This is a genomic window from Pseudomonas sp. Ors-4-3C, from assembly GCF_055755035.1.
Window position 1 is genome coordinate 3,315,487 of sequence record NZ_CM146900.1, and the last position, 23,725, is coordinate 3,339,211.

The 23,725-nt window shown below is 49.6% G+C and carries 23 protein-coding genes; 15 read left to right on the plus strand and 8 right to left on the minus strand.

Annotated features, from left to right (window positions below):
- Nucleotides 1-7: 7 nt before the first annotated feature.
- Entirely contained in the window at nt 8-286 is a 279-nt protein-coding gene (locus ACVHNU_RS14795; RefSeq protein WP_473017651.1) for a fimbrial protein, read from the minus strand.
- 738 nt (nt 287-1,024) lie between these two features.
- Here ACVHNU_RS14795 and ACVHNU_RS14800 point away from each other — a divergent pair.
- The 15 genes from ACVHNU_RS14800 (at nt 1,025) to ACVHNU_RS14870 (ending at nt 16,693) form a co-directional block, all read left to right on the plus strand.
- Entirely contained in the window at nt 1,025-2,335 is a 1,311-nt protein-coding gene (locus ACVHNU_RS14800; RefSeq protein ID WP_473017652.1) for an ATP-grasp domain-containing protein, read from the plus strand.
- Nucleotides 2,336-3,920: 1,585 nt separating this feature from the next.
- On the plus strand, nt 3,921-4,517 hold the full coding sequence (locus ACVHNU_RS14805) for a hypothetical protein (protein ID WP_473017653.1): 597 nt from the start codon (nt 3,921-3,923) through the stop codon (nt 4,515-4,517).
- 58 nt (nt 4,518-4,575) lie between these two features.
- Nucleotides 4,576-5,181, plus strand: coding sequence for a hypothetical protein (locus tag ACVHNU_RS14810; protein ID WP_473017654.1), 606 nt, complete (start codon nt 4,576-4,578; stop codon nt 5,179-5,181).
- 152 nt (nt 5,182-5,333) lie between these two features.
- Nucleotides 5,334-6,050, plus strand: coding sequence for a hypothetical protein (locus tag ACVHNU_RS14815; protein ID WP_473017655.1), 717 nt, complete (start codon nt 5,334-5,336; stop codon nt 6,048-6,050).
- A 160-nt stretch (nt 6,051-6,210) separates the two neighbouring features.
- Nucleotides 6,211-6,948, plus strand: a complete 738-nt coding sequence (locus ACVHNU_RS14820; RefSeq protein WP_473017657.1) for a fimbria/pilus chaperone family protein — start codon at nt 6,211-6,213, stop codon at nt 6,946-6,948.
- A 50-nt stretch (nt 6,949-6,998) separates the two neighbouring features.
- Nucleotides 6,999-9,548, plus strand: coding sequence for a fimbria/pilus outer membrane usher protein (locus ACVHNU_RS14825; RefSeq protein ID WP_473017658.1), 2,550 nt, complete (start codon nt 6,999-7,001; stop codon nt 9,546-9,548).
- A gap of 145 nt (nt 9,549-9,693) precedes the next feature.
- The gene (locus ACVHNU_RS14830; RefSeq protein ID WP_473017659.1) at nt 9,694-10,158 is read left to right on the plus strand and encodes a DUF1120 domain-containing protein; all 465 of its coding nucleotides are present in this window, start codon (nt 9,694-9,696) and stop codon (nt 10,156-10,158) included.
- 326 nt (nt 10,159-10,484) lie between these two features.
- Nucleotides 10,485-11,090: a hypothetical protein gene (locus tag ACVHNU_RS14835; protein WP_473017660.1), complete on the plus strand. Its 606-nt coding sequence runs from the start codon at nt 10,485-10,487 to the stop codon at nt 11,088-11,090.
- Between the two features lie 58 nt (nt 11,091-11,148).
- Complete coding sequence (locus ACVHNU_RS14840) at nt 11,149-11,742, plus strand: hypothetical protein (protein ID WP_473017662.1); 594 nt, start codon at nt 11,149-11,151, stop codon at nt 11,740-11,742.
- A gap of 14 nt (nt 11,743-11,756) precedes the next feature.
- Entirely contained in the window at nt 11,757-12,359 is a 603-nt protein-coding gene (locus ACVHNU_RS14845) for a hypothetical protein (RefSeq protein ID WP_473017663.1), read from the plus strand.
- A gap of 547 nt (nt 12,360-12,906) precedes the next feature.
- A complete protein-coding gene (locus tag ACVHNU_RS14850) occupies nt 12,907-13,518 on the plus strand; it encodes a hypothetical protein (protein ID WP_473017664.1) in 612 nt (203 codons plus the stop codon).
- A 57-nt stretch (nt 13,519-13,575) separates the two neighbouring features.
- On the plus strand, nt 13,576-14,169 hold the full coding sequence (locus ACVHNU_RS14855; protein ID WP_473017662.1) for a hypothetical protein: 594 nt from the start codon (nt 13,576-13,578) through the stop codon (nt 14,167-14,169).
- A 244-nt stretch (nt 14,170-14,413) separates the two neighbouring features.
- Nucleotides 14,414-15,037 carry a hypothetical protein gene (locus ACVHNU_RS14860; protein ID WP_473017665.1) on the plus strand — a complete coding sequence of 208 codons (624 nt, stop codon included), beginning with the start codon at nt 14,414-14,416 and terminating at the stop codon, nt 15,035-15,037.
- A 160-nt stretch (nt 15,038-15,197) separates the two neighbouring features.
- Complete coding sequence (locus ACVHNU_RS14865; protein ID WP_473017667.1) at nt 15,198-15,935, plus strand: fimbria/pilus chaperone family protein; 738 nt, start codon at nt 15,198-15,200, stop codon at nt 15,933-15,935.
- Nucleotides 15,936-16,105: 170 nt separating this feature from the next.
- Complete coding sequence (locus ACVHNU_RS14870; RefSeq protein ID WP_473017668.1) at nt 16,106-16,693, plus strand: DUF1120 domain-containing protein; 588 nt, start codon at nt 16,106-16,108, stop codon at nt 16,691-16,693.
- On the opposite strand, the gene ACVHNU_RS14875 is transcribed toward ACVHNU_RS14870, so the two are convergent.
- The 7 genes from ACVHNU_RS14875 to ACVHNU_RS14905 form a co-directional block, all read right to left on the minus strand.
- The gene (locus ACVHNU_RS14875; protein WP_473017669.1) at nt 16,680-17,090 is read right to left on the minus strand and encodes a hypothetical protein; all 411 of its coding nucleotides are present in this window, start codon (nt 17,088-17,090) and stop codon (nt 16,680-16,682) included. The genes ACVHNU_RS14870 and ACVHNU_RS14875 overlap by 14 nt on opposite strands.
- Nucleotides 17,062-17,535 carry a hypothetical protein gene (locus ACVHNU_RS14880; protein ID WP_473017670.1) on the minus strand — a complete coding sequence of 158 codons (474 nt, stop codon included), beginning with the start codon at nt 17,533-17,535 and terminating at the stop codon, nt 17,062-17,064. The genes ACVHNU_RS14875 and ACVHNU_RS14880 overlap by 29 nt, the downstream gene beginning before the upstream one ends.
- Nucleotides 17,532-18,398 carry a winged helix-turn-helix domain-containing protein gene (locus ACVHNU_RS14885; protein ID WP_473017671.1) on the minus strand — a complete coding sequence of 289 codons (867 nt, stop codon included), beginning with the start codon at nt 18,396-18,398 and terminating at the stop codon, nt 17,532-17,534. Before ACVHNU_RS14885 ends, ACVHNU_RS14880 begins: the two co-directional genes overlap by 4 nt.
- Nucleotides 18,399-18,703: 305 nt before the next feature.
- Nucleotides 18,704-19,702, minus strand: a complete 999-nt coding sequence (locus ACVHNU_RS14890) for a fimbrial protein (RefSeq protein WP_473017672.1) — start codon at nt 19,700-19,702, stop codon at nt 18,704-18,706.
- Nucleotides 19,702-20,220, minus strand: a complete 519-nt coding sequence (locus ACVHNU_RS14895) for a fimbrial protein (RefSeq protein ID WP_473017673.1) — start codon at nt 20,218-20,220, stop codon at nt 19,702-19,704. Before ACVHNU_RS14895 ends, ACVHNU_RS14890 begins: the two co-directional genes overlap by 1 nt.
- Complete coding sequence (locus ACVHNU_RS14900) at nt 20,220-22,847, minus strand: fimbria/pilus outer membrane usher protein (protein WP_473017674.1); 2,628 nt, start codon at nt 22,845-22,847, stop codon at nt 20,220-20,222. The genes ACVHNU_RS14895 and ACVHNU_RS14900 overlap by 1 nt, the downstream gene beginning before the upstream one ends.
- Nucleotides 22,848-23,025: 178 nt before the next feature.
- Entirely contained in the window at nt 23,026-23,712 is a 687-nt protein-coding gene (locus tag ACVHNU_RS14905; protein WP_473017675.1) for a fimbria/pilus periplasmic chaperone, read from the minus strand.
- Between the last annotated feature and the right edge of the window lie 13 nt (nt 23,713-23,725).

Sequence of the window (23,725 nt, forward strand, 5' to 3'; positions counted from 1 at the left end):
AAGAAAATTATTGATAGCTAATTGAGTAGGTTACCGAGGACTGAAATAAACCTGGGCCCACAAGCGCATTCTCGGAAATGTAACGCACCCCATATCGCATATTCCCAAGGATCGGCTGAGCTAGAGTCGTTAATTGCGCAGGACTGCCGATCAGAACTGGCGCACCATTTGAATCCACCATCTGCAGGGCAACGCCAACAGAAGCATTCTTAACTGGCTGATACACATTTTTCAGCGTGCCATCATCTTGAACGGTAGGGCCATTTTCAAAATAGACGATAGCCATAGTGTTACTACCTCCACACCCCGACAAGTTAAAGTTCAATGCTGTATTCCCCTTTGTCGAATCGGGCGCTCCTTCAAGTGTATTACTGCTAACGGTCGGTAACGTTAGCGAAATTGTATTTGCGTGCCCAGCTGGGACTGAACCACTACCATTAATAGAAATTGAGCACGTTTGCGCGACCACATTTCCAGAAAATTCAATGGTACCGTCACTTGCACCCATCGCATGAGCGACTTCAGCAAACACCGCTGCTAACGCAAACCCCAGACCGGACACTTTTCCGCATTTTATTATCATCTACTCACCTCCACTGCTCGCAGCTCGCCTGACAACGAACCCTGTCATGACTAAAACAGTAGACGACCTTTAAAAATCTAATGATGAAAAGATATCAATCACTTCACAGAAAATATAATTCACAACTTTTTCCGCACCGTGAAAGCGGAATTTATTGGTATGCTTAATAGATTCTGGATTACCGTTAAATCCGCTTCGCTACATCTAGCCAGTCAAGCGCGCTGACGGCAGTCTTTCGTACCGACATTCGCCTCATCAATGTCACCGCCTCACGATGAAAGCTCCAGATGGCGCTTTCATCTGGGGCTGCTGTAATTCACGCGTCAAACAGCGTGATGGAGCGACTTGTCATACAGTGGCTTCACGTCAGGTGGATGCTGCCCCGCGCGCCCTATCAAGGCGATTAAACAACCCAACAGCCTATTGATTCGGTCTTATGTGATGAAGCCTCAAACCATCGTTGTAATTGAATACACGCTCAATTCTTTAGAAAGCATGCAGCCAATAGGGGAAGCGGCTGCTCGACTTGGCATAGACATGATTGCCCTATTGCCGAATACCCTAAGCGCCGGAGACATTAGCGAACTGCCGTTTCGCGCCATCGGAATCGATGACTGGAGCGACGAAGGCCTAGAAAACACCGTCAACCAAATCGAAAAACACCATCAGGTAGTGGGTATCGGTAGCTACCAGGGCTTTTTCACTCCCCATGGTTTACTTGCAGCCCAAGTGAGCGAACTTTGCGAACGCCGTGGCCTGCCCCATTGCTCATCGCAGGCACTCTATTACGCCAACAACAAATATCTGATGCGTCGGCGACTGGGTGATCGCAACATCTATACCGTCCGCTCTGCCAGAGTAAGAGACTCAGCGAGCCTCGTAGAAGCGGCGCGCCATGTTGGCTTTCCGATGATCCTCAAACCCGTCATTGGTATCGGCTCAAGCTTTATCTCTCACTGCCAAAACATCGAAGACATGCAGAAGGTACTGGCTCATTACCGACAACAGGCGGCGAATGGTTACTACAGTAAGTACTTTTTCGACCATGAAATTGGCGAAGAGGATTTTCATCCCCTGAAAGAAATGCTAGCCGAGCAAGCGATCGATGGACACGAAATCAGCATCGAGTGCATTTGTACTAATTCGCATGTACTACCGCTAGCAATCCACGACAAGCTGGACATTGAGCACAATACATATTGCGTTTACGAGAACTTGGCAATCACTCCGCCTGTCAGGCTAAACGCCAATGAGCAGCAACAGCTCCTCAGCTACACCCGAGTCGTACTCAACACCCTTGGGCTGAGGAACTGCTTCTGCCAAGTGAAGCTGCGTTACGACTCCAAGGGCCGCGCGAGCGTTATTGGAGTCAATCCGCGCATTGGCGGAATGCGAGTCAAAGACAGTCTTCAGACCATGCGTGGCGTCCATTTCCCCACAGCTTACCTACAACTGTTGCTAGGAAAACCTATCAACCTACCCTATCACAAGAAGCCCGAAGGTTATTTCGCCATGTCGGCGGTGCATCCCCGCTACAGCGGCACACTGTCACAGATACATGGTGTAAAGTTGGCGCGTCAGGTGCCCGGCATGATCAGTGTGACCCCACACGTTGCTCCTAGTAGCTATGTTGGCGGCGACTTTGAGCAAGTGATTGCTGTTGATGCCTGGTTCCAGGGCACCAGCCCCGAAGCCATAGCGCAACTGGATAACCAATTTAAGAGTCTCATTGCTTTGGACGTTGAACGCTGACTCACAGTTTTGGGGTTAGCCGCATAGGTAACAGGTACATGAGTTGCGTACATACGAGAATGCGGACACGCCTGAGGACGCGCATCCGCGCATTGCGAACGCCTCAGAGTGTGATTTTAGAAAAAATCACACTTATTGACTCGGTATATATCCCCTCAACAATCTATCTTTGCCCAGCCCGGTGCAGCGGCATCACTCTTGGAGGAGCCGCCGTCCAAAGCGGCAGGAAGCCACTTAATGATTGATAAGGATTGTAATGAAACGATTTTCGTACTCGATTATCTGGATGCTGTCTGTAACATCCAATATTGCCTTAGCGGGCAATGATGCATCATTGTCTATAGGGGGACAGTTTAGACCGTCAGGCTGCACCATCGACATACCCAACAATACAATAAGCTTCCCGAGCGTAAAATCTAAAACGCTTGACTCGCTTGCTGCAAGCGCGACAAAGGAGCTAAGCCCTATCAATAGGCCATTCAGCATTGACTGTGTGGCAGATACCATTCTTACCATATCTATCAGTGACCCCTATAATCCGACGAGCAAAAATCGGCAACGCTTTCTTCGAGATACAAGTGACGCGAACTCGATAGTCGGCTACACAGAGATGTACATACTAAATATGCTGGGAAAATCAAGCATCGACCCCACCCTTAGGCCAATCAGGGTGACCTCACCTGGCATCACATCATTCAACTACTGGGGTATGTTCAATTCAACTCCATATTACTTCACAGTAAGCGGGATAAATTTCGCAGGCACTCGATTTGAAGGCGACTTGCGAGCATGGGTGTATTTATATTCACCTAAAAAACCCGGAATGCCCCCCTCAAAAAGTTCTTTTGATTACAAGAGCGAAACAACATTGACCATAGCTTATCAATAAAATCCGAGCCACTCGCTCAAAGTTACGCAATTCTAAATAAGGATGTCTCATACTAACATCTAACGTACCTTAAACCTATTAGTTTCTGGTCTGGAGAGCGGCGCCGCAGTGCTACAGGTAGAGTCTGCAGTTGACAGTGGTAGTCAGCCGCTGAAGTAACCAGAAACTGATGACACACCACAATCTCCAGGCGGCATGACTGTTTCTGGCACGCAAGTTTTCGCCGAGATACTTTGGTGCCACTGGAACATCTCGCGCTATCCGCTCTTCCGCAGAGCGAAAGTCAAAGGCGGTCTCAAGCCACCGCCTTTGTTCAACCGATAGCATCTCAATTCTTCCTTGCCCTCGCTCCCTTCTCAATGTTGCCGTACAACCATTCATTCATCGCGCAGAGGCGCCACTGAGCGCGCCTTGCTCCTCTCGTGCATTGCTCCCGACAGCTTTCGCTTTCACCTGATTGCTAATTTTTCTAGGCAGGACTGGTCGCACTCCACCAACAAAAGACCCCAATCAGCAGTGAAGCAGTCATCCTACAAACCCGCGGCTGCAGAGTGTCAAACACCTCACGATGTGAATTTAGAGAAAATCACCTTTATTGATTAGCCAAACAACACCATCGCTCTTAACCTTTGCCCAGATCTCTGGATCACAGTTGCTACACCAAAATATATATTTATTCTATAGCACAGGACTTATATGCGTCTTTTTCACACGGCACTCACCCTTGCGGTAGCAGGCTTGTCTAACATAGCACTCGCGGATAATAACGCTCAGCTTAACATCACCGGGCAATTCATTCCTGCTGGCTGCGCCATCGATATTGATAAGGACATGGTACTCCCGGATGTCGATTCTCGTAGCATGAAAACAGATTACCCTAGCAGCATTACCTCGATGAAAAAATTTGGCGAATTCACTATTTCTTGTGCGTCCGCGATGCAAATCAGCCTAATTATTTCAGATATTGCTAGTCCTACCTCGAAAGGCAAAGGATCTCTACTAACAGAGAAAGGCCTGGACATTGGATCGTATACCACTCAGCTTACTAACCTTCTAGCCACGCCAGACACTTCAACTACGCCAGTTCCCGTTTTGATCCAAAACACCCTAAACGGCACCAACGTACAGATTAAAACCGTTCCTCTTATCTTTATAAAAGATGGACAGCAATACGCAGCCCAGTCGATAACTGGCGACATTAATTTTTCCGCGTCACTCGAACCGATCGACACCAACACCCCTAGTTCATTCAACTACAAAGGCCAAAGTCTTTGGACGATAACTTACAACTAACACCTCTGACGCGCACTTATCGCCATTTAATTTTCAGTATTTCAACCTGGGTTACCGCATGAAAAATACACTTCATTTCGCCTTACTCGCTGCCCTTGGCCTTTCCAGTTCAGTCTTCGCCGCGACAGCATCAAAATCGGAAATCATGACAGTCACAGGGAAGGTTAATGCCTCGCCTTGCGATTTGACACTTGATACCCCCAATATCGACCTGGGTGAAGTCCAGCTGTCGCAATCCCTAACATCCTCGACTGGTTTCACAGTCAAATGTTACGGCACTACTAACATCCTGCTATCTATCGCGGACAATAGCACTGGGAATCTGACTGGTGTTCCACCAAAATCATTCGCTTTTTCTAACGATGACACAGACATTATTGTAGGCTCTTATAACCTCGGCTTGCAAAATTTAGCGGAGCACGCACCCAATATTTTTCACTTCATCAGCTCTATTAGTGCAGTTGAAACTAGCGGTAATATTCCAGATGGAATTACTAATGACAAGCCAGTAGTCGCATACAGTTTTTTAAAGAACGGCTCCAATACCCCGCTTCACGGCGTGAAAGGCACTATCGTGATGACCGGCAAGCTCAACGAGAATATCAACCAGGCTGACAGCACCGACTTCACTGGCAAAAGCACCCTCACTGTCTTCAATATCTAACTCGGCTTCTCAAGTCACATCTAGCCTCAAACAACCGTATCTGAAACGCGACGGGGTGTTGGACGTCTTCGCCTCGAGCTTCCACGGGCAAAAATCTGAAGAGTTGTGAATTGTTAACTTTTCACCCGTTCATTCGCTTCAGGTGATCTAGCATGTGCCAACTTGATCTGCAGCGCTGGACGTCACACATCTTGACGTCCTCGCTGCTGCCCTTTAACCGTTCCATTACCTGCGACAAGGTCACGATGAAAAAGCTTTTCACCGCTGCCACAGTGCTCGCCATCACGACGCCTTTTGTCGTGATGGCTGCAGGTTCGTCAAACACCAATTTCAGTGTGGCCGGCACCTTGATTCCTGGAGCCTGCCAACTGTCTTTCGATGGCGGCAACCTGGTACGCCTGGACGACATGTCGATCCCCGAGGTCAATGCCCGTCACGGTGTACCCGTACAACGCAGCGTCGGGTTTCGTATTCAGTGTGACGACAAGATGCAAACCACGTTGTCCGTCAGCGATGAGCATCAAGGCAGCAGCACTATGGCACTGGATAACAGCGCCTACACCCTGGTCAATAAAACTGATAACTCGTCAGTGGGACATTTCAGCTTGCAATTGCTCAGTGCTCAGGCCGACGGCGTCAGTGTCAGCCTGTACAACCAGGACAACAGAACCGCCGCCAGCCATATCCTGAAAAATACCCAGCAGTTTTTTACGCTGGGCAACAGCATAAACCGTGGCATGCCAACGGCTGCTGAAGCACAAGTTTTGACTGGCATTCTGCAAGTCAATACCACCTTTAACCGTGATTTGCGCTCGAGCCAGAAAATTGAATACATCGGCACAGCCAACTTCACACTGAATTACCTGTAAGTACTGTAAGTAACACCCTTCGTTAATCGAAGCCACTCACCTTGAAGTTTTTCAAGCGGCCTCGTTCAGCCCGAAGAAAGCGTTTGTTTCAACTAACTGTAATGCCGGACTCACGATGCACCCTCCCCGGCCCTGATATTTAACTCACGAGATCCACATCATGTCTTTTTCGTTTAAACGTTTGCCTTTGGTTCACGCTCTTGCTTTCACCCTGACCAGCGCCTGCGTAGCGTTCGCTTTGATCAGCCCCAGTGCCCAAGCCTCGGGCATGAGTCCGGAAACCACCGTCGTAATCCTCGAAGAAGCCACCGGCAGTGCTCAGATGAAAGTGACCAATACCGACAAAGAGCCAGCATTGCTGGTCAGCACCATCTACAGCCTGCCGGACGATCCGGACACCATCGTTGGCCTGACTCCGCCATTGAACCGTGTGGAAGGCAATGGCACGCAGCTGGTCAACTTCTTCCTGTTGAACAAGGGCGAACCGCTGAAAACTCAACGTCTGCGTCGCGTGACCTTTGAAGGCATCCCGGTGACTGACGGCCAGAGCGGCCCGCGCATCAACATGAGCATCAAGCAAGACATGCCCGTGATCATCAACCCAAAAGGCCTGGCCAAAGATGACGCGCCGTGGAAGCACCTGAAATGGCACTTCGAAGGCAACAAATTGGTGGTGGAAAACAACAGCCCTTACGTCGTGCGTCTGTCCGACAAGGTGCAGTTGTTGCCATCCAAAAGCTCTGTGGCCTTGGGTCAGAGCTACCTGATGGCCAACAGCAAGAAAACCTTCGACCTGACCGATGCCAAGCTGACCCAGTCCACTGGCGTGGAGATCCTGCCGGCGAACCTGTATGGCTTCACTGACAAGCCTTACACCTTCGAGTTGCCAAAGCACTGAACACCAATCGCACCTGCCCTTGAACTCTTGAATCGACCGCGCCCAACTCCATGAGAAATCGACTGAAAAAACGCCCGGCTGTACGCCGTTACTGGCGGCACCTGCTGGTGGCCGTGCCCAACGCACTGTTCGTCGCCTCTCTAAAGGCAGACCCTGAGGCGCAAGCCACTGCGGCCGCGGTTGAAAAGACCTCGACTAAAGGCAATACGTTTGATGCTTCCGTTTTGAAAAGTCGCGGAATCGACCCAAAGCTGGTAGAGCAATTCGCCCATGCGGCACGCTTCCCTACAGGTTTGCAGCCAATCACGCTGTTCATTAACGGTGTGCGCAAAGGTAGCGCTACCGCAATGTTTGATGATCAAGGCAAGCTGTGCATCGATTCCAAATTGCTGCAAGCCGGGCAATTGCAAATGCCAGAGAGCACGCCAGCCGATCAGCGCACGAACCCTGGCTGCGATGACTTCTTAGCAGCCTACCCCAATACAGTCATGGAGTTGCAACCAAACGCTATGGAAGTGCGCTTGGTAGTGCCAACTCAAGCCATATCGGCACAGGCACAAGAGACTGACGCCTATCACAGCGGTGGCGTCGCCGGACTGATCAATTACGATCTTATGGGTTCGCGCAGCGAAGCTGGCGGAATGACGAGAGATTTCAAGAACCTAAATACCGTCGTCGGGTTGAATGCGGGCGACTGGTTGTTTCGCAGCCGTCAAAGCTATAGCCAGTCCGGTGAAAATAGCCAGTTCAGTCACTTATATGCCTACGTTCAACGAACATTTCCAAGCCTCGGCGCTACGGGCCAGGCAGGTGAAATTAACGTGGCAAACTCTGTATTCGCTGGCACGGCGTTGACGGGTGTGCAATTAGTTCCGGAATCGGCGTTGCTAGACGATTCGAACTCCGGGGTGATCATTGAAGGCATCGCTCATTCTGTGGCACGGGTCGAGGTACGTCAGAACAACTCATTAGTGCATACAGCGATTGTACCGGCTGGGCCTTTTACCCTTAGTGATCTGAAATTACTCGGAGGTCGCAGCGACCTGCACGTCACGGTAATTGAAGCCGACGGTTCGGAAAATAGTTTCGTCGTGCCTGCAAGCAATCTCGATCGCGCTGGGCTCAACAGCGCACCCGGCTATTCCTTTGCCGCCGGTCAATACCGCGATAACACCCAAGGTGAAGGCCCTATGGTGCTGACCGCTAGCCGTAGCTGGGTCATTGATAACCGCTTGCCGGCATCCGCTGGCGCCATGCTGTCCACTGATTATCAGGGGCTGGGGTGGGGCTTGGGGTTTCCTGTGGGCGCCAACTCAGATGTAAACCTTTCACAGTTAGCTTCCAACGCCTCCAAGGAAAAACAACAAGGCACCTCATTCACAGCCTCGGCCTCCACCCGCATGGGCGGTCACTTGTCGCTGAGTGCAAGCACCACGCAACAAACCAAGGGTTTTCGCCAGTTAGGCGAAACGATTGAACGCCATCATCGAAATGATAACCACGATGATAAGCCTCTGGACGACGCAGAGTTCAATGAACCGCATCGTCGTGACGAACACCGCTGGTACAACAATCGTTATCGCGACCAGTACAGTGTGTCTGTCGGTTTGGGCAGTACACCTGTCGGATCTTTCCAACTTTCGCAATCACAGTCGAATCGCTTTGACGGTAGCTCCACACAGCGCACCACCGGGTCGTGGTCTCAAAATTTCGGACGCGTCGGAGTATCGCTCAATGTGTCAAACAGTACAGGCCAAGGCCGCAACGACCAAGGATTACAGAGTTTCCTCAGCGTTAGTCTGCCGCTAGGCGATCGCACAGTTCGCACCTATATGAACAAAGATCGCTCTGATACCCGCTATGGCGTGGCAACGAACGAACGGGTTAATGACAGCCTCAGTTATTCGGTACAAGCAGAGCGCGATCAGGAGCGTGGTGACAGCGATCTCGCAATCTCAGCCAACGTTCTGCCTCGCTATTCTCAGGTCTCTCTCGGTTATTCGCGCTATGGCCAAGATTCAACGCAGTACAACGCTGGCCTCAGCGGTGCAGTAGTTGCGCATAGCGGCGGCGTAACGCTGTCGCCCTATCAAGTTGATGACACATTTGGTGTGATTTCGGTGCCAGGTGTTTCCGGCGCCAAGATCACTACACCTCGCGGGCCGGTATGGACTGACATGTTTGGCAACGCCGTCGCTTCAAGTTTGACTCCATACAAGAAGAGTCAGATGACCGTTACCACGCAAGACTTGCCTGTCAATATGGAAATCACCAATGGTGTGCAAGAAGTCCACGCCGGTAAAGGATCGGTGAGTAAAGTCAAATTCGACGTGGTTACCAGCCGTCGCGCGCTGGTGAGTGCCACTGACAGTAACGGCACGCCATTGGCTAAAGGACTGGCTGTGTTCAACGCCAAGGACCAGTTCCTTACAATTGTGATCGATAACGGCAACATCTATTTGCCGCAAGTAGATAGCGATACACGTCTGAACGTAAAAATGGCCGATGGTTCGCGTTGCGATCTGGATTACCAACCGGGCGAGCAAACCGACTTTTCATCCCATTATGAAACCGCACAAGCTACGTGCCGCAAACTTTGAGATATCGAACATGTACAACCTCTTTCGGGCTCAAGATATAAGCCCACTCTTGAGCAAAAGATCCATTTCTTGGGCTCTCGCCGGCGTAATGCTCCTAGATTTCATTTGCGGTAGCGCAGTAGCGGGCCAAAACGATTGCAGAATCATGCTCAGCGAAGCGCAAATGGACTACGGTCGCTTGCTGCGCAACCAAATGATTCGAACCGATACTCCCCAGGGAGTGTTGTATGAAATGGGGAAACGTCATCTTACGTTAACGGCTACCTGTCCAGTGCCTGGGCCGATGAGCATAACCTTTAATGGGCAGGGACTGGACGACCGTAACTATCGTTTTGCTCTGAACGGTTTGCTGAACTTCAAGATTTTGAGCGCGCAACTGGATGGTCGCAAAGTTCGGTTATCGCCCGCAGATCAGGGCGGTGGTGCCGACGGCCAATCATTGATTTATCCGGGCAAATTAATGGTGCCTTTTGAAGGGACACGGGTAGCCCATGGACAAACGCTTACGTTACAGATCGAGGTTGAGACGCTTATCGACCAAGCGTCAACTCAAGTGTCGAATGCCACTCAATGGAAGAGCACTGGTCAGTTTGAAGTTCGGCCATTCTGAGACAAGGCTTAATCGGATTCGGGATTACGAGCCCTCAAAACTGTTTACTTAATCTTACTTAAGCAAAATTCACAGCTTTTGAGATCGACGTTGAGACGCTTATTGACCAAATATCGAAAATTCAATAGAAGAGTTATGGCCCGTTTGAAAATGTAGCGCTCAACTCTCCAAAAATACAAATTATAGATGAGCTATATTTTAAAGCGACTCCTATGCAGATCATAAGTTTTTAGCAAAAATCACAAATTTTGATTTATCAAGCGACAACTAAATCGCTAACCTATTGGCGCTTTTCCGATTAACTGATTTTATCTTAAAGGTCTCTTATGAAACTACTCCTGTGCTCGGCCCTCTGCCTATCAGCGCTTAGCGCCACCAATGTAGTCGTGGCTGCCAATGACGCTTCACTAGCGATCAGCGGACAATTCATTCCTTCCGGCTGCTCTCTTGACTTCACTAAGGACATGCGATTCCCAGAAGTCAAATCCAGTCAAATGATGAAAAATGATTACACCATGCGGGTTGAAATACTAGGGAATTTTTCTATTTCCTGTGCGTCCGCAATGGAGGTGACTCTTATGGTTACCGACGTTAAAGACCCTCAACAGACTGCTGAAGGCTGGCTTGTTGACAATAACAACGACGCAGTTGGTCGGTTTAACACAGCCTTTGTCAATCTTATGGGCACACCAAACAACTCTGCATCACCTGTTGCACTTAAGCTCAAAGACGCCGCGAGTCCGGCAGTATTGAGCACTAATGCCCCTTGGAAAACAATGCCATATGTTTTCTCGAAAGATGGAGCACCATATGCGGCACAAACAATCACCGGTGACATTAGAGTCAACGCGCGTCTTTATAAACTCACCGAGGACAGCCTTGGCTCATTCGACTATAAAGGCGAAAGCATTTTGACCATCGCTTATAAATAAATCTTTAGCACAACACACTACCATTAATAAATTACACTATCTTTGATTTGGAGCTCCCATGAAATACGTACTACCATTCGCCCTGTCCCTCGCCACTCTCGGACTGTCTGCTTCCATTATTGCAGCACCGAATACAAAGTCTGAAACCCTGATTGTCCAGGGTAAAGTTATCGCGTCGCCGTGTGATTTGACTTTGGATAAAAACAACCTCGATCTGGGTGTAGTCCAATTGACCGATACCCTGAGCCAACAAACCACTTTCAACGTCCAATGCTACGGCAAAACTACCGTTCTGTTGTCGCTCGCAGACAACAGCACAGGTGATCTGACTAATTTGGGTTCTGGGGCTTTCGGATTTGCTAACGATGACACCAATACCACGGTGGGTTCCTACACGCTCGAACTGCAAAACGTGATGGATGGTACCAAGTCCCTCAATGTTATTGACAACACTGGTAATGTTCCAACTGGCCCCACTAACGGCAAGCTAGTTGCTGCTTACAGCTTTTCAAGCGACAGCTCCAATACTCCTGTAGCGGTTAACAGTTTGAAAGGCGCCATCGTGATGAGCGGTCAACTCAATCCGGATATCAACCAGGCTGACAGCACCGACTTCACTGGCAAAAGTACTCTCACCGTTTTCAACATTTAACTAGGTAGCACCACATGAAACGCTTTATCGCAATGGCCACTTGTTTTGGCAGCTTGGCCTTGCCTACTTTTGCACTGGCTGACAATTCCGCTCAACTTGTAATCAAAGGGCAATTTACACCAGCAGCTTGCTCTATGGACTTGAATGGCGGTCAAGCACTAGAAATGAAGGATATTTATTCAAATAAACTTCTTGCCGATGGCAGCGCGAACGTTAGTACCGTCTCTCCAGGCTATTTGAAGATTGACTGTGCGACCGATACTGTAGTAGCCATTGGAATTGAAGGCGCATTCGACCAAAATGATCTCAACAGTTTTACCTTTACAAATGCTGACAAAACCATCAGCGGCTCGTATCTTCTTGACGTCGCCTTCAATAGCGTATCGAGTTCGGATTCAAGTGTAAATGCAAATACTCTCGCCCCTCCGTCCGTCTTTGAGTCCCCTGGAGCATACGCCGTTTACTTTACAAAGTCTGGAGACAACTCCATTCCAACCCGAATTAAGAATGCCGAGCTTTCTTTATCCGTATCGAAAGGTAACATCAAACCTAGCATCATCATGAACGGTAACGACAGTTATGAGAGCGAACTTACTTTCACGATGCTGTACATCTAATTTCAATTCAAATACAAAAAAGTAAATCAGGCGCTAATCGTTACGTGTCAATGATCCGAACCGGGAAGCGAATGTTAACGAACAGATCTTTGGACGAGCGAAATTATCTTTTTGTATTGACCCACTATTGAATTGCAAGGCTTTGACTACGCAATTTGATTGACACAATGTTCGTTGTCACCAGCGGGCCGGTGCGGTGGCGGCTACGGCCAACCTTTCGTTTATCCGGGGACGTTGATCGTGCCTTTGAAGATACACGGGCAAAACTGGCAATCGCTGACGATAAAGATCGACGTTGAGACGCTTATTGACCAAATATCGACTCAATTCTCGAATAAAATTCAATAGAAGAGTTATGGCCCGTTTGAAATGTAACGCTCAACTCTCCAAAAATACAAATTATAGATGAGCTTTATTTTTCAAAGCGACTCCTATGCAGATCATGAGTTTTTAGTAAAAATCACAAATTTTGATTTATCAAGCGACAACTAAATCGCTAACCTTTTGGCGCTTTTCCGATTAACTGTTTTTATCTTAAAGGTCTATTATGAAACTACTCCTGTGCTCGGCCCTCTGCCTATCAGCGCTTAGCGCTACAAATGTAGTCCTGGCTGCCAATGACGCTTCACTAGCGATCAGCGGACAATTCGTTCCTTCCGGTTGCTCTCTTGACTTCACTAAGGACATGCGATTCCCAGAAGTCAAATCCAGCCAAATAATAAATACTTATTACCGCATGCCGGCTACAATACTAGGGAACTTTTCTATTTCCTGTGCGTCCGCAATGGAGGTGACTCTTACGGTTACCGACGTTCTTCATCCTGACTTGAGTGGTGAGGGCAAGCTTGTTGACAATAACAACAATGAAATTGGTTTATTTAATATAGCTTTTGTCAATCTTATGGGCACATCAAACAACTCTGCACCACCTGTTGCCATAGGCCTCAAAGACACCACGAGCACGAGTTCGTCAGTATTGAACAATAGTGCTCCTTGGAAAAAAATTCCATATGTTTTCTGGAAAGATAGAGCACCATATGCAGCACAAACAATCACCGGCGACCTTCAAGTTCAAACACGTATTCATAAACTCACCGATGACGGCCTTGGCTCATTCGACTATAAAGGCGAAAGCATTTTGACCATCACTTATAAATAAATCTTTAGCACACATGCTTCCATTAATAAATTACACTGTCTTTGATTTGGAGTTCCTATGAAATACGTACTACCATTCGCCCTGTCCCTCGCCACTCTTGGACTGTCTGCTTCCATTATTGCAGCACCGAATACAAAGTCTGAAACCCTGATTGTCCAGGGTAAAGTTATCGCGTCGCCGTGTGATTTGACTTTGGATAAAAACAACCTCGACCTGGGTGTAGTCCAATTGACCGATACCCTGAGCCAACAAACCACTTTCAACGTCCAATGCTACGGCAAAACTACCGTTCTGTTGTCGCTCGCAGACAACAGCACAGGTGATCTGACTAATTTGGGTTCTGGGGCTTTCGGATTTGCTAACGATGACACCAATACCACGGTGGGTTCCTACACGCTCGAACTGCAAAACGTGATGGATGGTACCAAGTCCCTCAATGTTATTGACAACACTGGTAATGTTCCAACTGGCCCCACTAACGGCAAGCTAGTTGCTGCTTACAGCTTTTCAAGCGACAGCTCCAATACTCCTGTAGCGGTTAACAGTTTGAAAGGCGCCATCGTGATGAGCGGTCAACTCAATCCGGATATCAACCAGGCTGACAGCACCGACTTCACTGGCAAAAGCACCCTCACTGTCTTCAATATCTAACTCGGCTTCTCAAGTCACATCTAGCCTCAAACAACCGTATCTGAAACGCGACGGGGTGTTGGACGTCTTCGCCTCGAGCTTCCACGGGCAAAAATCTGAAGAGTTGTGAATTGTTAACTTTTCACCCGTTCATTCGCTTCAGGTGATCTAGCATGTGCCAACTTGATCTGCAGCGGGGATGTCACACGCTTTGACGTCCTCACTGCAGCCCTTTAACCGTTCCATTACCTGCGACAAGGTCACGATGAAAAAGCTTTTCACCGCTGCCACAGTGCTCGCCATCACGACGCCTTTTGTCGTGATGGCTGCAGGTTCGTCAAACACCAATTTCAGTGTGGCCGGCACCTTGATTCCTGGAGCCTGCCAACTGTCTTTCGATGGCGGCAACCTGGTACGCCTGGACGACATGTCGATCCCCGAGGTCAATGCCCGTCACGGTGTACCCGTACAACGCAGCGTCGGGTTTCGTATTCAGTGTGACGACAAGATGCAAACCACGTTGTCCGTCAGCGATGAGCATCAAGGCAGCAGCACTATGGCACTGGATAACAGCGCCTACACCCTGGTCAATAAAACTGATAACTCGTCAGTGGGACATTTCAGCTTGCAATTGCTCAGTGCTCAGGCCGACGGCGTCAGTGTCAGCCTGTACAACCAGGACAACAGAACCGCCGCCAGCCATATCCTGAAAAATACCCAGCAGTTTTTTACGCTGGGCAACAGCATAAACCGTGGCATGCCAACGGCTGCTGAAGCACAAGTCTTGACTGGCATTCTGCAAGTCAATACCACCTTTAACCGTGATTTGCGCTCGAGCCAGAAAATTGAATACATCGGCACAGCCAACTTCACACTGAATTACCTGTAAGTACTGTAAGTAACACCCTTCGTTAATCGAAGCCACTCACCTTGAAGTTTTTCAAGCGGCCTCGTTCAGCCCGAAGAAAGCGTTTGTTTCAACTAACTGTAATGCCGGACTCACGATGCACCCTCCCCGGCCCTGATATTTAACTCACGAGATCCACATCATGTCTTTTTCGTTTAAACGTTTGCCTTTGGTTCACGCTCTTGCTTTCACCCTGACCAGCGCCTGCATAGCGTTCGCTTTGATCAGCCCCAGTGCCCAAGCCTCGGGCATGAGCCCGGAAACCACCGTCGTAATCCTCGACGAAGCCACCGGCAGTGCTCAGATGAAAGTGACCAACACCGACAAAGAGCCAGCATTGCTGGTCAGCACCATCTACAGCCTGCCGGACGATCCGGACACCATCGTTGGCCTGACTCCACCATTGAACCGTGTGGAAGGCAATGGCACGCAGCTGGTCAACTTCTTCCTACTGAACAAGGGCGAACCGCTGAAAACCCAACGTCTGCGTCGCGTGACCTTTGAAGGCATCCCGGTGACTGACGGCCAGAGCGGCCCGCGCATCAACATGAGCATCAAGCAAGACATGCCCGTGATCATCAACCCAAAAGGCCTGGCCAAAGATGACGCGCCGTGGAAGCACCTGAAATGGCACTTCGAAGGCAACAAATTGGTGGTGGAAAACAACAGCCCTTACGTCGTGCGTCTGTCCGACAAGGTGCAGTTGTTGCCATCCAAAAGCTCTGTGGCCTTGGGTCAGAGCTACCTGATGGCCAACAGCAAGAAAACCTTCGACCTGACCGATGCCAAGCTGACCCAGTCCACTGGCGTGGAGATCCTGCCGGCGAACCTGTATGGCTTCACTGACAAGCCTTACACCTTCGAGCTGCCAAAGCACTGAACACCTCTCGCCCTTGAAATACTAAATCATCCACCTCTTGCCCATTTTTAGTTAACGATCTGCACGGAAACATACATTGGATAAACAGCAGTCTCAATTGGATCCCACTCCGATTGAACTGCTGAGTTCATAACAAAAGCACCTTCATCATTTTTAGTAAGGAACACGGCATGATGAATTTTTTCTCCCTCGCTACTTGCGTTGGCGTCTTGGGGTTACCCGCCATGGTCTTCGCCGCGAACACGGTTCAACTTCAAATCAAAGGACAGTTTACGCCGGCAGGCTGCTCAATGGATTTGAATAATGGCAAGTCCATAGATTTCTATCCCGTGCCATCAAAACAGCTAAACAGTGGCGAAGCCCACTTGGAAACCCAAACAGGAACATTAACAGTACATTGCGCTAATGACACAATGGCATCGATAGCCGTAAGTGGAGAAAATGTCACTCAAGACAAAAACCTATACACATTTTCATCAACTAACGATGACTATGTCGGCGACTACATTCTCTCCGTAAAAGCAAATAATGTTACCAATAAAGACGGCTACATCCCTTTAAATTTCATGCCCGGCTCTCCCAGCAACGACAACTCTGCAAACATAGTTTTCCGAGGTGAGCACGGCCTACCTACAACTATCAACTATGCGGAATTGAGTCTTCGCATTACTGATGCCAAATTATGGCCGATCGCCGAACAAAGCAGCGGCGAATTCACCTATAAAAGTGAACTTAATTTTACGCTTAGTTACCTGTAACAGCGTTACGTAAAATAAAAGCCAATAAAAGCCAATAAAAGCGCATCAGCAGCTTCAGCAAATCGCCTCCCTTAACCTTCTGACTGAAGATCTCTGACAAGTGAAACAAATGTCGCTTCACAATCAATCCGCCATTCATATGGGTGATGCAATCACGTTCCGAGTTCTCGCCATCCGAGGTGGGCACGTCCAAATCGGAATAGATGCTCCGCGAGAAATTCCCGTTCATCGGTTGGAAGTTTATCTGCAATTGAAAGCGGATCAGCGTAACGCGCTCACCTGCAAAAAATACAAGCAACGTTAAAAAGAGAGGGGCGATACGCTTAGCGTATGCCCCTCTAAACACCCACGAATGTATCCGATGCAGATTATTTGCTCTTGTGACGCTCCATTCCAAAGCACAAAACCCGCTCCAGCTCCCTTACGTAAAAGCATGGAACTTTGCTGTTAATGTCCAGTCGATAGAATGTCAGGGCCGACATCAGGCTTGAGAAGTACGCATAATTGAATGCGATGTCACGATCTGTTCCCGCGAAACGCTCTATTAGCGCGTTTCCACTTGCTGCATTGGTAACAAACCTCGCATTGCCGAGGAGGCTTTGTACCAGAGTGAATGAGAATTTTTGCCCCTGATTGCTGACCTGCTCAAAATCATGCACCTGGTGATCATGGGCTTGAATACGAACGGCCATGGGATAGCTTTCTCCATTACTGGCTATTGTTACGCCACCGGAAAAATACACGCCTTTGAGCACGTTGCGCTGGCTGTGAAACGAGTATGCCACGTGCAGCAAAGCCAGCACGCCCGCCAGTGAAACGAAGCCAATGTTAAGGCGCTTCATTTCAGACACCCCATCAGTTGTTCATCCGTCAGAGCATCCAGACGGCCCTTGTGCACCGAGATGAACTCGACCGTTCCACGGTCGACACAAACGATGTCGAAATAGCCGTGCATCATGTTGAAGATCACCGTAGTAGGCTCATCCACCATTTTTTGCATTCTTTCTCGGACGCCGTTGGTTTGCAGCTGCAGTTGCTCTAACTCTTCACGATGCGGTGCCGTGTATTGCACAGTCAGATCGCCTTCGGTAAATATTTCCTTGACTAGGCCCGATTGCGTCCACAACCCCCAGTCCACTCGCCAAACCAGACTTATAGCCAACGTCCCGACCACGCTGGCCAACATTATCTCTCTCAAATGCTTGATTCGGCCCAATCGAAGGACAACTTGGCGGGGTACCAGACCTCGTCCTGGTTTTTCTCGGCCACCCCCCCGTTCCGTTTGCTCGAGGACATTCGCTAACTGCTCAGGGGAACTGAGAAACTCTGGATTGAACTGATACCCACGCCGCGGCACGGTTTGAATGATGGTGCGGCGCTCTTCATCTCCCAATAATTCACGTACCACCGAAATGGCTTGATTGAGGCTATTAGGCCCCACCACCCGATCAGGCCATGCATAGGCAAAGATCTGCTCACGGCTAACGATTCGACCAGATTGATTGATCAGAATGTCCAATATCCGACTAGCGCTATAGCCCAGTTCGATCTTACGCCGCACGCCTTGTTCATGAATCACCATCAAATTTTGCGAAGGTATGAATACCGCATAACGGGCACTGTCGACGCAGCGTATGAGGTGCGTCACGCCAGGTTCTTCTGGCTGAGTCGCCTCGACGGGGCCGGAGTTTGGTGGCTGTTGCATGAAGGTTCTTAGTCTCGATGAATTGTAATGATCCTCGATCGCTTCACATTGACCTATTACTCGTCAGTTTGAACGCCAGAGGGAGGAAATTAAAAAGCTCAAGGGAGTTATCAATAATTGCTTGCTTGACGATTGAGCCGGCTTCTGACAGCGCTTATGTTGATTGCTTTGTGCCGTCACGAAATTTTGACAGCCGCCGACTCGAACAACGAGTGAAGGCTGCTCAATTCATAAGTTTTCATCGTTTGCGTTGATTGGCCATCTGGCAAGCGCCTCAATCGCTGTGTCACGAATCGCAATGGCGATCAATCGTAGCTGAGGGTAATGCTGGCGAGGGCATTGGCATCACCGATGCCGATGGGGTTTTGCGTCTGAATGTACTGAGGAGTAAGAGTGAACGACAACGTTCCTGTATTCGGGGAAGTGTTGACTTGCCATTGATTCGGCGCCCCGACATAACTGGCATCAGGCGAAAAAGATACAGCGCTGCCGTTGTCCCTGATAAAACGAATACCTACTCCCGTTGCCCCACCCGTTACCGTTAGCGTGTCCGATGTGCTGGTGGCGTTGTTGACGTCGCTCATAATGGCAAGCACATTGGTCAAGCCGGGGCTACATTCCAACGCGATGGTGATGGGCGGGCCATTGACGGTGGAACCCACTCCGGTGAACAACGCTCGGGAGACTACACCCATGTCTATCGCAGTCGGGGATGCCTGAATCGCGCAAGACTGTTGGGTGAAAATTACATTGAAGGAGCTAAGGGTCACCGAGTTTGTATCGGTTCCTGCAGCGTGAAGAGCTGTGCTGCCAATTCTAACGGATGCGCTGGTGCCACTTTGAATAGGATCACCAGTGGTGACCAGTTTGACGAAGTATTTGAACATGACATCGGATGCGAACAACCCGTTGGCAAGCTTGTAATCACCTGGGCCGGTGATGGGGTGCAGTGCTTTGCAGTTGTAATTAGCGAGGAACTCATCACAAGAGACCACGCCCAAAACAAAACCGACCCCTTGAACACCGCTTGGAAATACCGCATAGGTATTGCCGGAATCAAGATAGCTCTGGTTAGTTGAGGCAAGACTCATCACAAAGTCGGTGCTGCCCCAAAGGCCGCCCGTACCGATATGCACATCAGTCTCAAGCCAAGGCGTTAATGCCTCACTGGCAATAATGGCGTTTCCGGCCGGCTTTTGGATCGAGATGCTTTCGACGTTAATGGTCGAGTTGGAGGTAGCCGCCCACGCAGGAGCAACAGCTACCGCGAACAACACAGCCATGAGGCCCGCACTCAAGATCATTACTGGTACTCCATTTCAAAAGTCATCACGCCGTTGGCCTTGCCCTCGGTGAGTTGCCCGGTAGTGCGGTATTGCGCGTAAAACGTCAGTGCATTATTTCCAACCCCGATGGGCAAGCCAGTGCTTGGCTGATTGATCGGCATTCGGATGCTGTCGGCACCGAGAATTTCAATCGCTAATCCTGTGGCGATAGGTTCGCCGCCCGACGCCTGAGATAATTGCAGCAACTGAGTTGCATGGGGGTCAACAGCCCCCTGAAATGTCACCACCACGCTACTTGCAGCATTGCCACATTGCTCTAGATTAATAACGAACGGTTGGCGTCCGATGGCTGACTGAGGGGGGTAAGCCTGGCGACTGTTAACCACTCCTAATTCGACGTTAAGTTGGGTGGAACTAGCAGAGACCACACAAGTGTTGTCAGCAATACTGCCGCTAATGGGGATCAATAAGTCGTAAGCCTGTACGCTTCCGCCAAATAGCAAAGCACCGACGATCAATAAACCGTGCTGATTCATCACGCACACTCCGCATTGAGTTTGCTGATTTCGCGAGCTTCGCTTTCAGCAGGGAGTCTGTACTGAACCTTGCAATGACCTGAAGGGCCATCCTTCCACCAAACGTTCAATTCACCTGACGCGGGCAACCCGGAGAGGAACACTTGGCCATTGTCCGCCACAATACTTTCTTCAGTCGTCCCGGCGCGTGTTACGAGTGCGCCGAATGGTACAGGCGTCCCTTTAAAAGAAAGATTCATCAATACACGTATGCCGACACGCACATCAAAGGTCGCGCGCACCAGCGCACCTTGAGTGGGAACAACCTGAGTGGCAGCTTCCTCTAACTCGACGTTCTGGCCCAGTGTGTTAACGTCCAGCACCACCCGATTATTGCGGTACACCGACGCATTAGGCACCACGGCATAGCCACGATAATCCGTGGCTATGCCACTGCCGAAGGGTACGGTGACATCTTTTGCCCCGGGCGCCTTGATCAGAATATTGGTATCCCCCAGCGACTGGCTCAAAGTCAGTCCGTCCTCGTGGAGCACCAAACCACCTCCGACCCCGTAATTCAGGCGACGGCTGCGACCATTGTCGCTGTATCCAAGGTTGGCAACCCCCTGCCCTCCGCGATAACTCGTCGACAGGCTGCTGGTCGCTACATGATCTCGATCATCAAAGCTCTGTCGCGCGCTGTAACTCAGGTTACTTCGTTCCAATAACGTACCGTTGATGCCGGCACTTTGTTGGGTATCGCCGCGATCGCTGTGTGTCAGGCCGTATGTGGCGTATTGACTGTTGCGTGTGGCCCCATTTTGGTAGGCGCCACTGCCCAACGGTATCGAAATACCCAGTGAGAAAACCTGGTCAGGTTTGTCGCGCCACAAATTCTGACTGTAGTTGTAGGACAGGTTGTAGTTGATACCTGCGTACGAGGTCTGCGCGCCAAATTGCATCAGGTCGCTGGTTTTGTTGTTATTCCAGTAGGTTTGCCGACGGGCAGTGCCGTAGACCGACGTGCCAAATCCCAAGGGCTGCGAGACATTCAACTGGGTATTGCTTCGTTTGACGTAATCAAGATTGAAGTGATCGGCCAGTTGCGAGGGCCGAGCCTCGTTTTCTTCCTCTCTCTCACGCACCGAGGTATGGCGCACATTTCTTCTGGTCGTTTCGTTTAACGAGTAAAACCCTTGCGTCGAATATTGATAGCCTGCCAGCGTTAAACGGGTACCGGTGGCATCAAGTGTCTTTGAATAGAGCAAACGCGCCGATTGGCCTTGATGGCGAGAAGTGTCGACAAGCTTGCTTTCGGCATGACTGAGGTCAAAGGAGAGCGCCCCCCAATCTCCCATATTTTTCCCGACACCCAGCAGGAAAGCATTGTAATCACGCGCCGCCTGTGTGCCTGCATACAACGTAGTTCCGGCAGGTAACCCCCACTGCAGAGAGGCCTGGAGGAACTCAGGACTCGTCTGATACCGACCTCCACGATACTGGCCGATGGTGAGGTCATACTTGAAGCGCCCTTCTCGTTGCAGCAACGGCAGGGAGGAATAAGGAACAGTGTATCGATTCACACTACCGTCAGTTTCCACCACGCTAACCTGCAAATCACCATTTGAGCTACTGGGATACAAATCACTGATTACAAATGCACCGGGAGCAACATACATCTGATAAATGATATTACCGCCCTGCCGGATCACCACTTCCGCGTCAGTTTTGGCGATGCCACGTACGACAGGCGCGAAGCCACGCTCGCTATCAGCCAGCATGTTGTCATCGGAAGCCAGGCGCAGCCCCTTAAAAGGGACACTCGGAAAAATCGTCCCGGACACGCTCGATTCACCTAACAACAAACTGCTTCTAAGGCTTGGTATAGGGCGCTGCAGATAGCTGTCGAGCGTGTGCCATTCTCGGGCACGACCACCCCGCTGATTGACGCCGTCACTCAGGGTTGAATTGTTGCGTAAACGCCAGGCACCGAGATTCAAGCCTGCATTGAGGTTTAGGAAGTAGTTATCACGGCGAGAGTTTTCGTAAACATGGGCGCCTGTCAGGTTGTAGTTGAGCAAGAACGCATTAACACCATTGTCCCACTCTTCAACAGGCACGTACCCACGCTGGGCCGGTTTTAGCAATGCTTGAGGGATACTGACATCCAAGCGCAATACCTCCAAATTCAACGAGGTGCTGGCTCCGGAGACAATTGATTCCAAGTGGGCACAGGTATCTGAGGCAATAGCTTCCAAACCGGCTATAGCTTTTGGATCAAGATTGAACGACTGAAAATCCTCAACGCGAAAACAAGGGGTAACCAGACTTGAAACGTTGAGTGCTTCAGTATCGTTAGATTCGAAAGCGACGTCTCGCGTCGAAACAAAAGCGCCATTCACGAATATATCGACACGGTAATTACCTGGCACCACATTGTCACTAATTTGAAAGCGCGACAGATCGGCTAAACGTGAGGGATCGTTTGACAAGAACGCGGGATTGAAAGACTGAGTGCATTGTCCATAGAAACTATAAGCAAATAAAATAACCCCCACACACAACCTCAACTTATTCAAACGTGTAACACGGCCGCAAGTGCCCCCCACTGCTCTGCTCCATACTTGATCATTGCGTCCGCTGCCCATGGTTTACTTCCTGTTAAAGCGTGACCTTCCTGACACGATATTTATACGGCGCGCGTCGAAATCTCAATAAAATTTGTCTAATTACTCTCGGACACGCAAACGGAAGACCCACGCATTATCTAACTGACCATTGTCTATTTTAAAATTGCTAGTCGGCTGCCCACACAAATGGAGCGTGTCACTTGACCTTGACCAAAGCCCCATGATCATTTATCGCATGATAAGAAATCTCGCCTTTTGCACCTTCGGGCAGATCGATTTCCAGCTTTGATTTAGCAGCAATCATCGTATTAGGTATAGATTTTCCACCCACTGTAATTTTTGCGAGACTGACAAAATAAGGTGTCGGGTTATCGAATAATAAACGCTGGCCCAACTGAGTCGCACTCACCAAAGGAAAGGCAGCACTTGGACTAAGCTCTAAGCCTCTGGGTCGATATAGCATTTTTATTCGGCTGACAACCGCTAATTGCAATGTATTTTGCCCTTCCATGCTAGGATCCACTGGCGGAATAGCTTTAACACTTATCCAAAACAGTGTTTCTCTGTCCTGCGGCAATGGCTCGCCAGCATAAACAATACGCAGGGTATTTTCGCGCTTTGGCTGAATCTTGAATAAGTTTGGTGTTACAGCAAAGTCCTCAGAACGCTTTCCATCCGCAGTGTCAATCCAGGATTGCACTAAATATATACCTGTCGCATCGGTATTATTAACAGACAACGACACTTGCTTGCTTTGAGATGGATAAATGACTCTCGTGGCCCCCAAGCCTATACCTCCAGCTTGCGATACCAATGGAATGGACGCTATTAGCAGCAATAGCAATATTCTAGCAAAACTCCCAAAAAACAAATAAACGACCATTAGCCGCTCCTTC

Coding starts and splice junctions, on each gene's coding strand:
- ACVHNU_RS14795 (WP_473017651.1), bottom strand. CDS start 286: ATGGCTATCGTCTATTTTGAAAATGGCCCTACCGTTCAAGATGATGGC.
- ACVHNU_RS14800 (WP_473017652.1), top strand. CDS start 1,025: ATGAAGCCTCAAACCATCGTTGTAATTGAATACACGCTCAATTCTTTA.
- ACVHNU_RS14805 (WP_473017653.1), top strand. CDS start 3,921: ATGCGTCTTTTTCACACGGCACTCACCCTTGCGGTAGCAGGCTTGTCT.
- ACVHNU_RS14810 (WP_473017654.1), top strand. CDS start 4,576: ATGAAAAATACACTTCATTTCGCCTTACTCGCTGCCCTTGGCCTTTCC.
- ACVHNU_RS14815 (WP_473017655.1), top strand. CDS start 5,334: ATGTGCCAACTTGATCTGCAGCGCTGGACGTCACACATCTTGACGTCC.
- ACVHNU_RS14820 (WP_473017657.1), top strand. CDS start 6,211: ATGTCTTTTTCGTTTAAACGTTTGCCTTTGGTTCACGCTCTTGCTTTC.
- ACVHNU_RS14825 (WP_473017658.1), top strand. CDS start 6,999: ATGAGAAATCGACTGAAAAAACGCCCGGCTGTACGCCGTTACTGGCGG.
- ACVHNU_RS14830 (WP_473017659.1), top strand. CDS start 9,694: ATGCTCAGCGAAGCGCAAATGGACTACGGTCGCTTGCTGCGCAACCAA.
- ACVHNU_RS14835 (WP_473017660.1), top strand. CDS start 10,485: ATGAAACTACTCCTGTGCTCGGCCCTCTGCCTATCAGCGCTTAGCGCC.
- ACVHNU_RS14840 (WP_473017662.1), top strand. CDS start 11,149: ATGAAATACGTACTACCATTCGCCCTGTCCCTCGCCACTCTCGGACTG.
- ACVHNU_RS14845 (WP_473017663.1), top strand. CDS start 11,757: ATGAAACGCTTTATCGCAATGGCCACTTGTTTTGGCAGCTTGGCCTTG.
- ACVHNU_RS14850 (WP_473017664.1), top strand. CDS start 12,907: ATGAAACTACTCCTGTGCTCGGCCCTCTGCCTATCAGCGCTTAGCGCT.
- ACVHNU_RS14855 (WP_473017662.1), top strand. CDS start 13,576: ATGAAATACGTACTACCATTCGCCCTGTCCCTCGCCACTCTTGGACTG.
- ACVHNU_RS14860 (WP_473017665.1), top strand. CDS start 14,414: ATGAAAAAGCTTTTCACCGCTGCCACAGTGCTCGCCATCACGACGCCT.
- ACVHNU_RS14865 (WP_473017667.1), top strand. CDS start 15,198: ATGTCTTTTTCGTTTAAACGTTTGCCTTTGGTTCACGCTCTTGCTTTC.
- ACVHNU_RS14870 (WP_473017668.1), top strand. CDS start 16,106: ATGATGAATTTTTTCTCCCTCGCTACTTGCGTTGGCGTCTTGGGGTTA.
- ACVHNU_RS14880 (WP_473017670.1), bottom strand. CDS start 17,535: ATGAAGCGCCTTAACATTGGCTTCGTTTCACTGGCGGGCGTGCTGGCT.
- ACVHNU_RS14885 (WP_473017671.1), bottom strand. CDS start 18,398: ATGCAACAGCCACCAAACTCCGGCCCCGTCGAGGCGACTCAGCCAGAA.
- ACVHNU_RS14890 (WP_473017672.1), bottom strand. CDS start 19,702: ATGATCTTGAGTGCGGGCCTCATGGCTGTGTTGTTCGCGGTAGCTGTT.
- ACVHNU_RS14895 (WP_473017673.1), bottom strand. CDS start 20,220: ATGAATCAGCACGGTTTATTGATCGTCGGTGCTTTGCTATTTGGCGGA.
- ACVHNU_RS14900 (WP_473017674.1), bottom strand. CDS start 22,847: ATGGGCAGCGGACGCAATGATCAAGTATGGAGCAGAGCAGTGGGGGGC.
- ACVHNU_RS14905 (WP_473017675.1), bottom strand. CDS start 23,712: ATGGTCGTTTATTTGTTTTTTGGGAGTTTTGCTAGAATATTGCTATTG.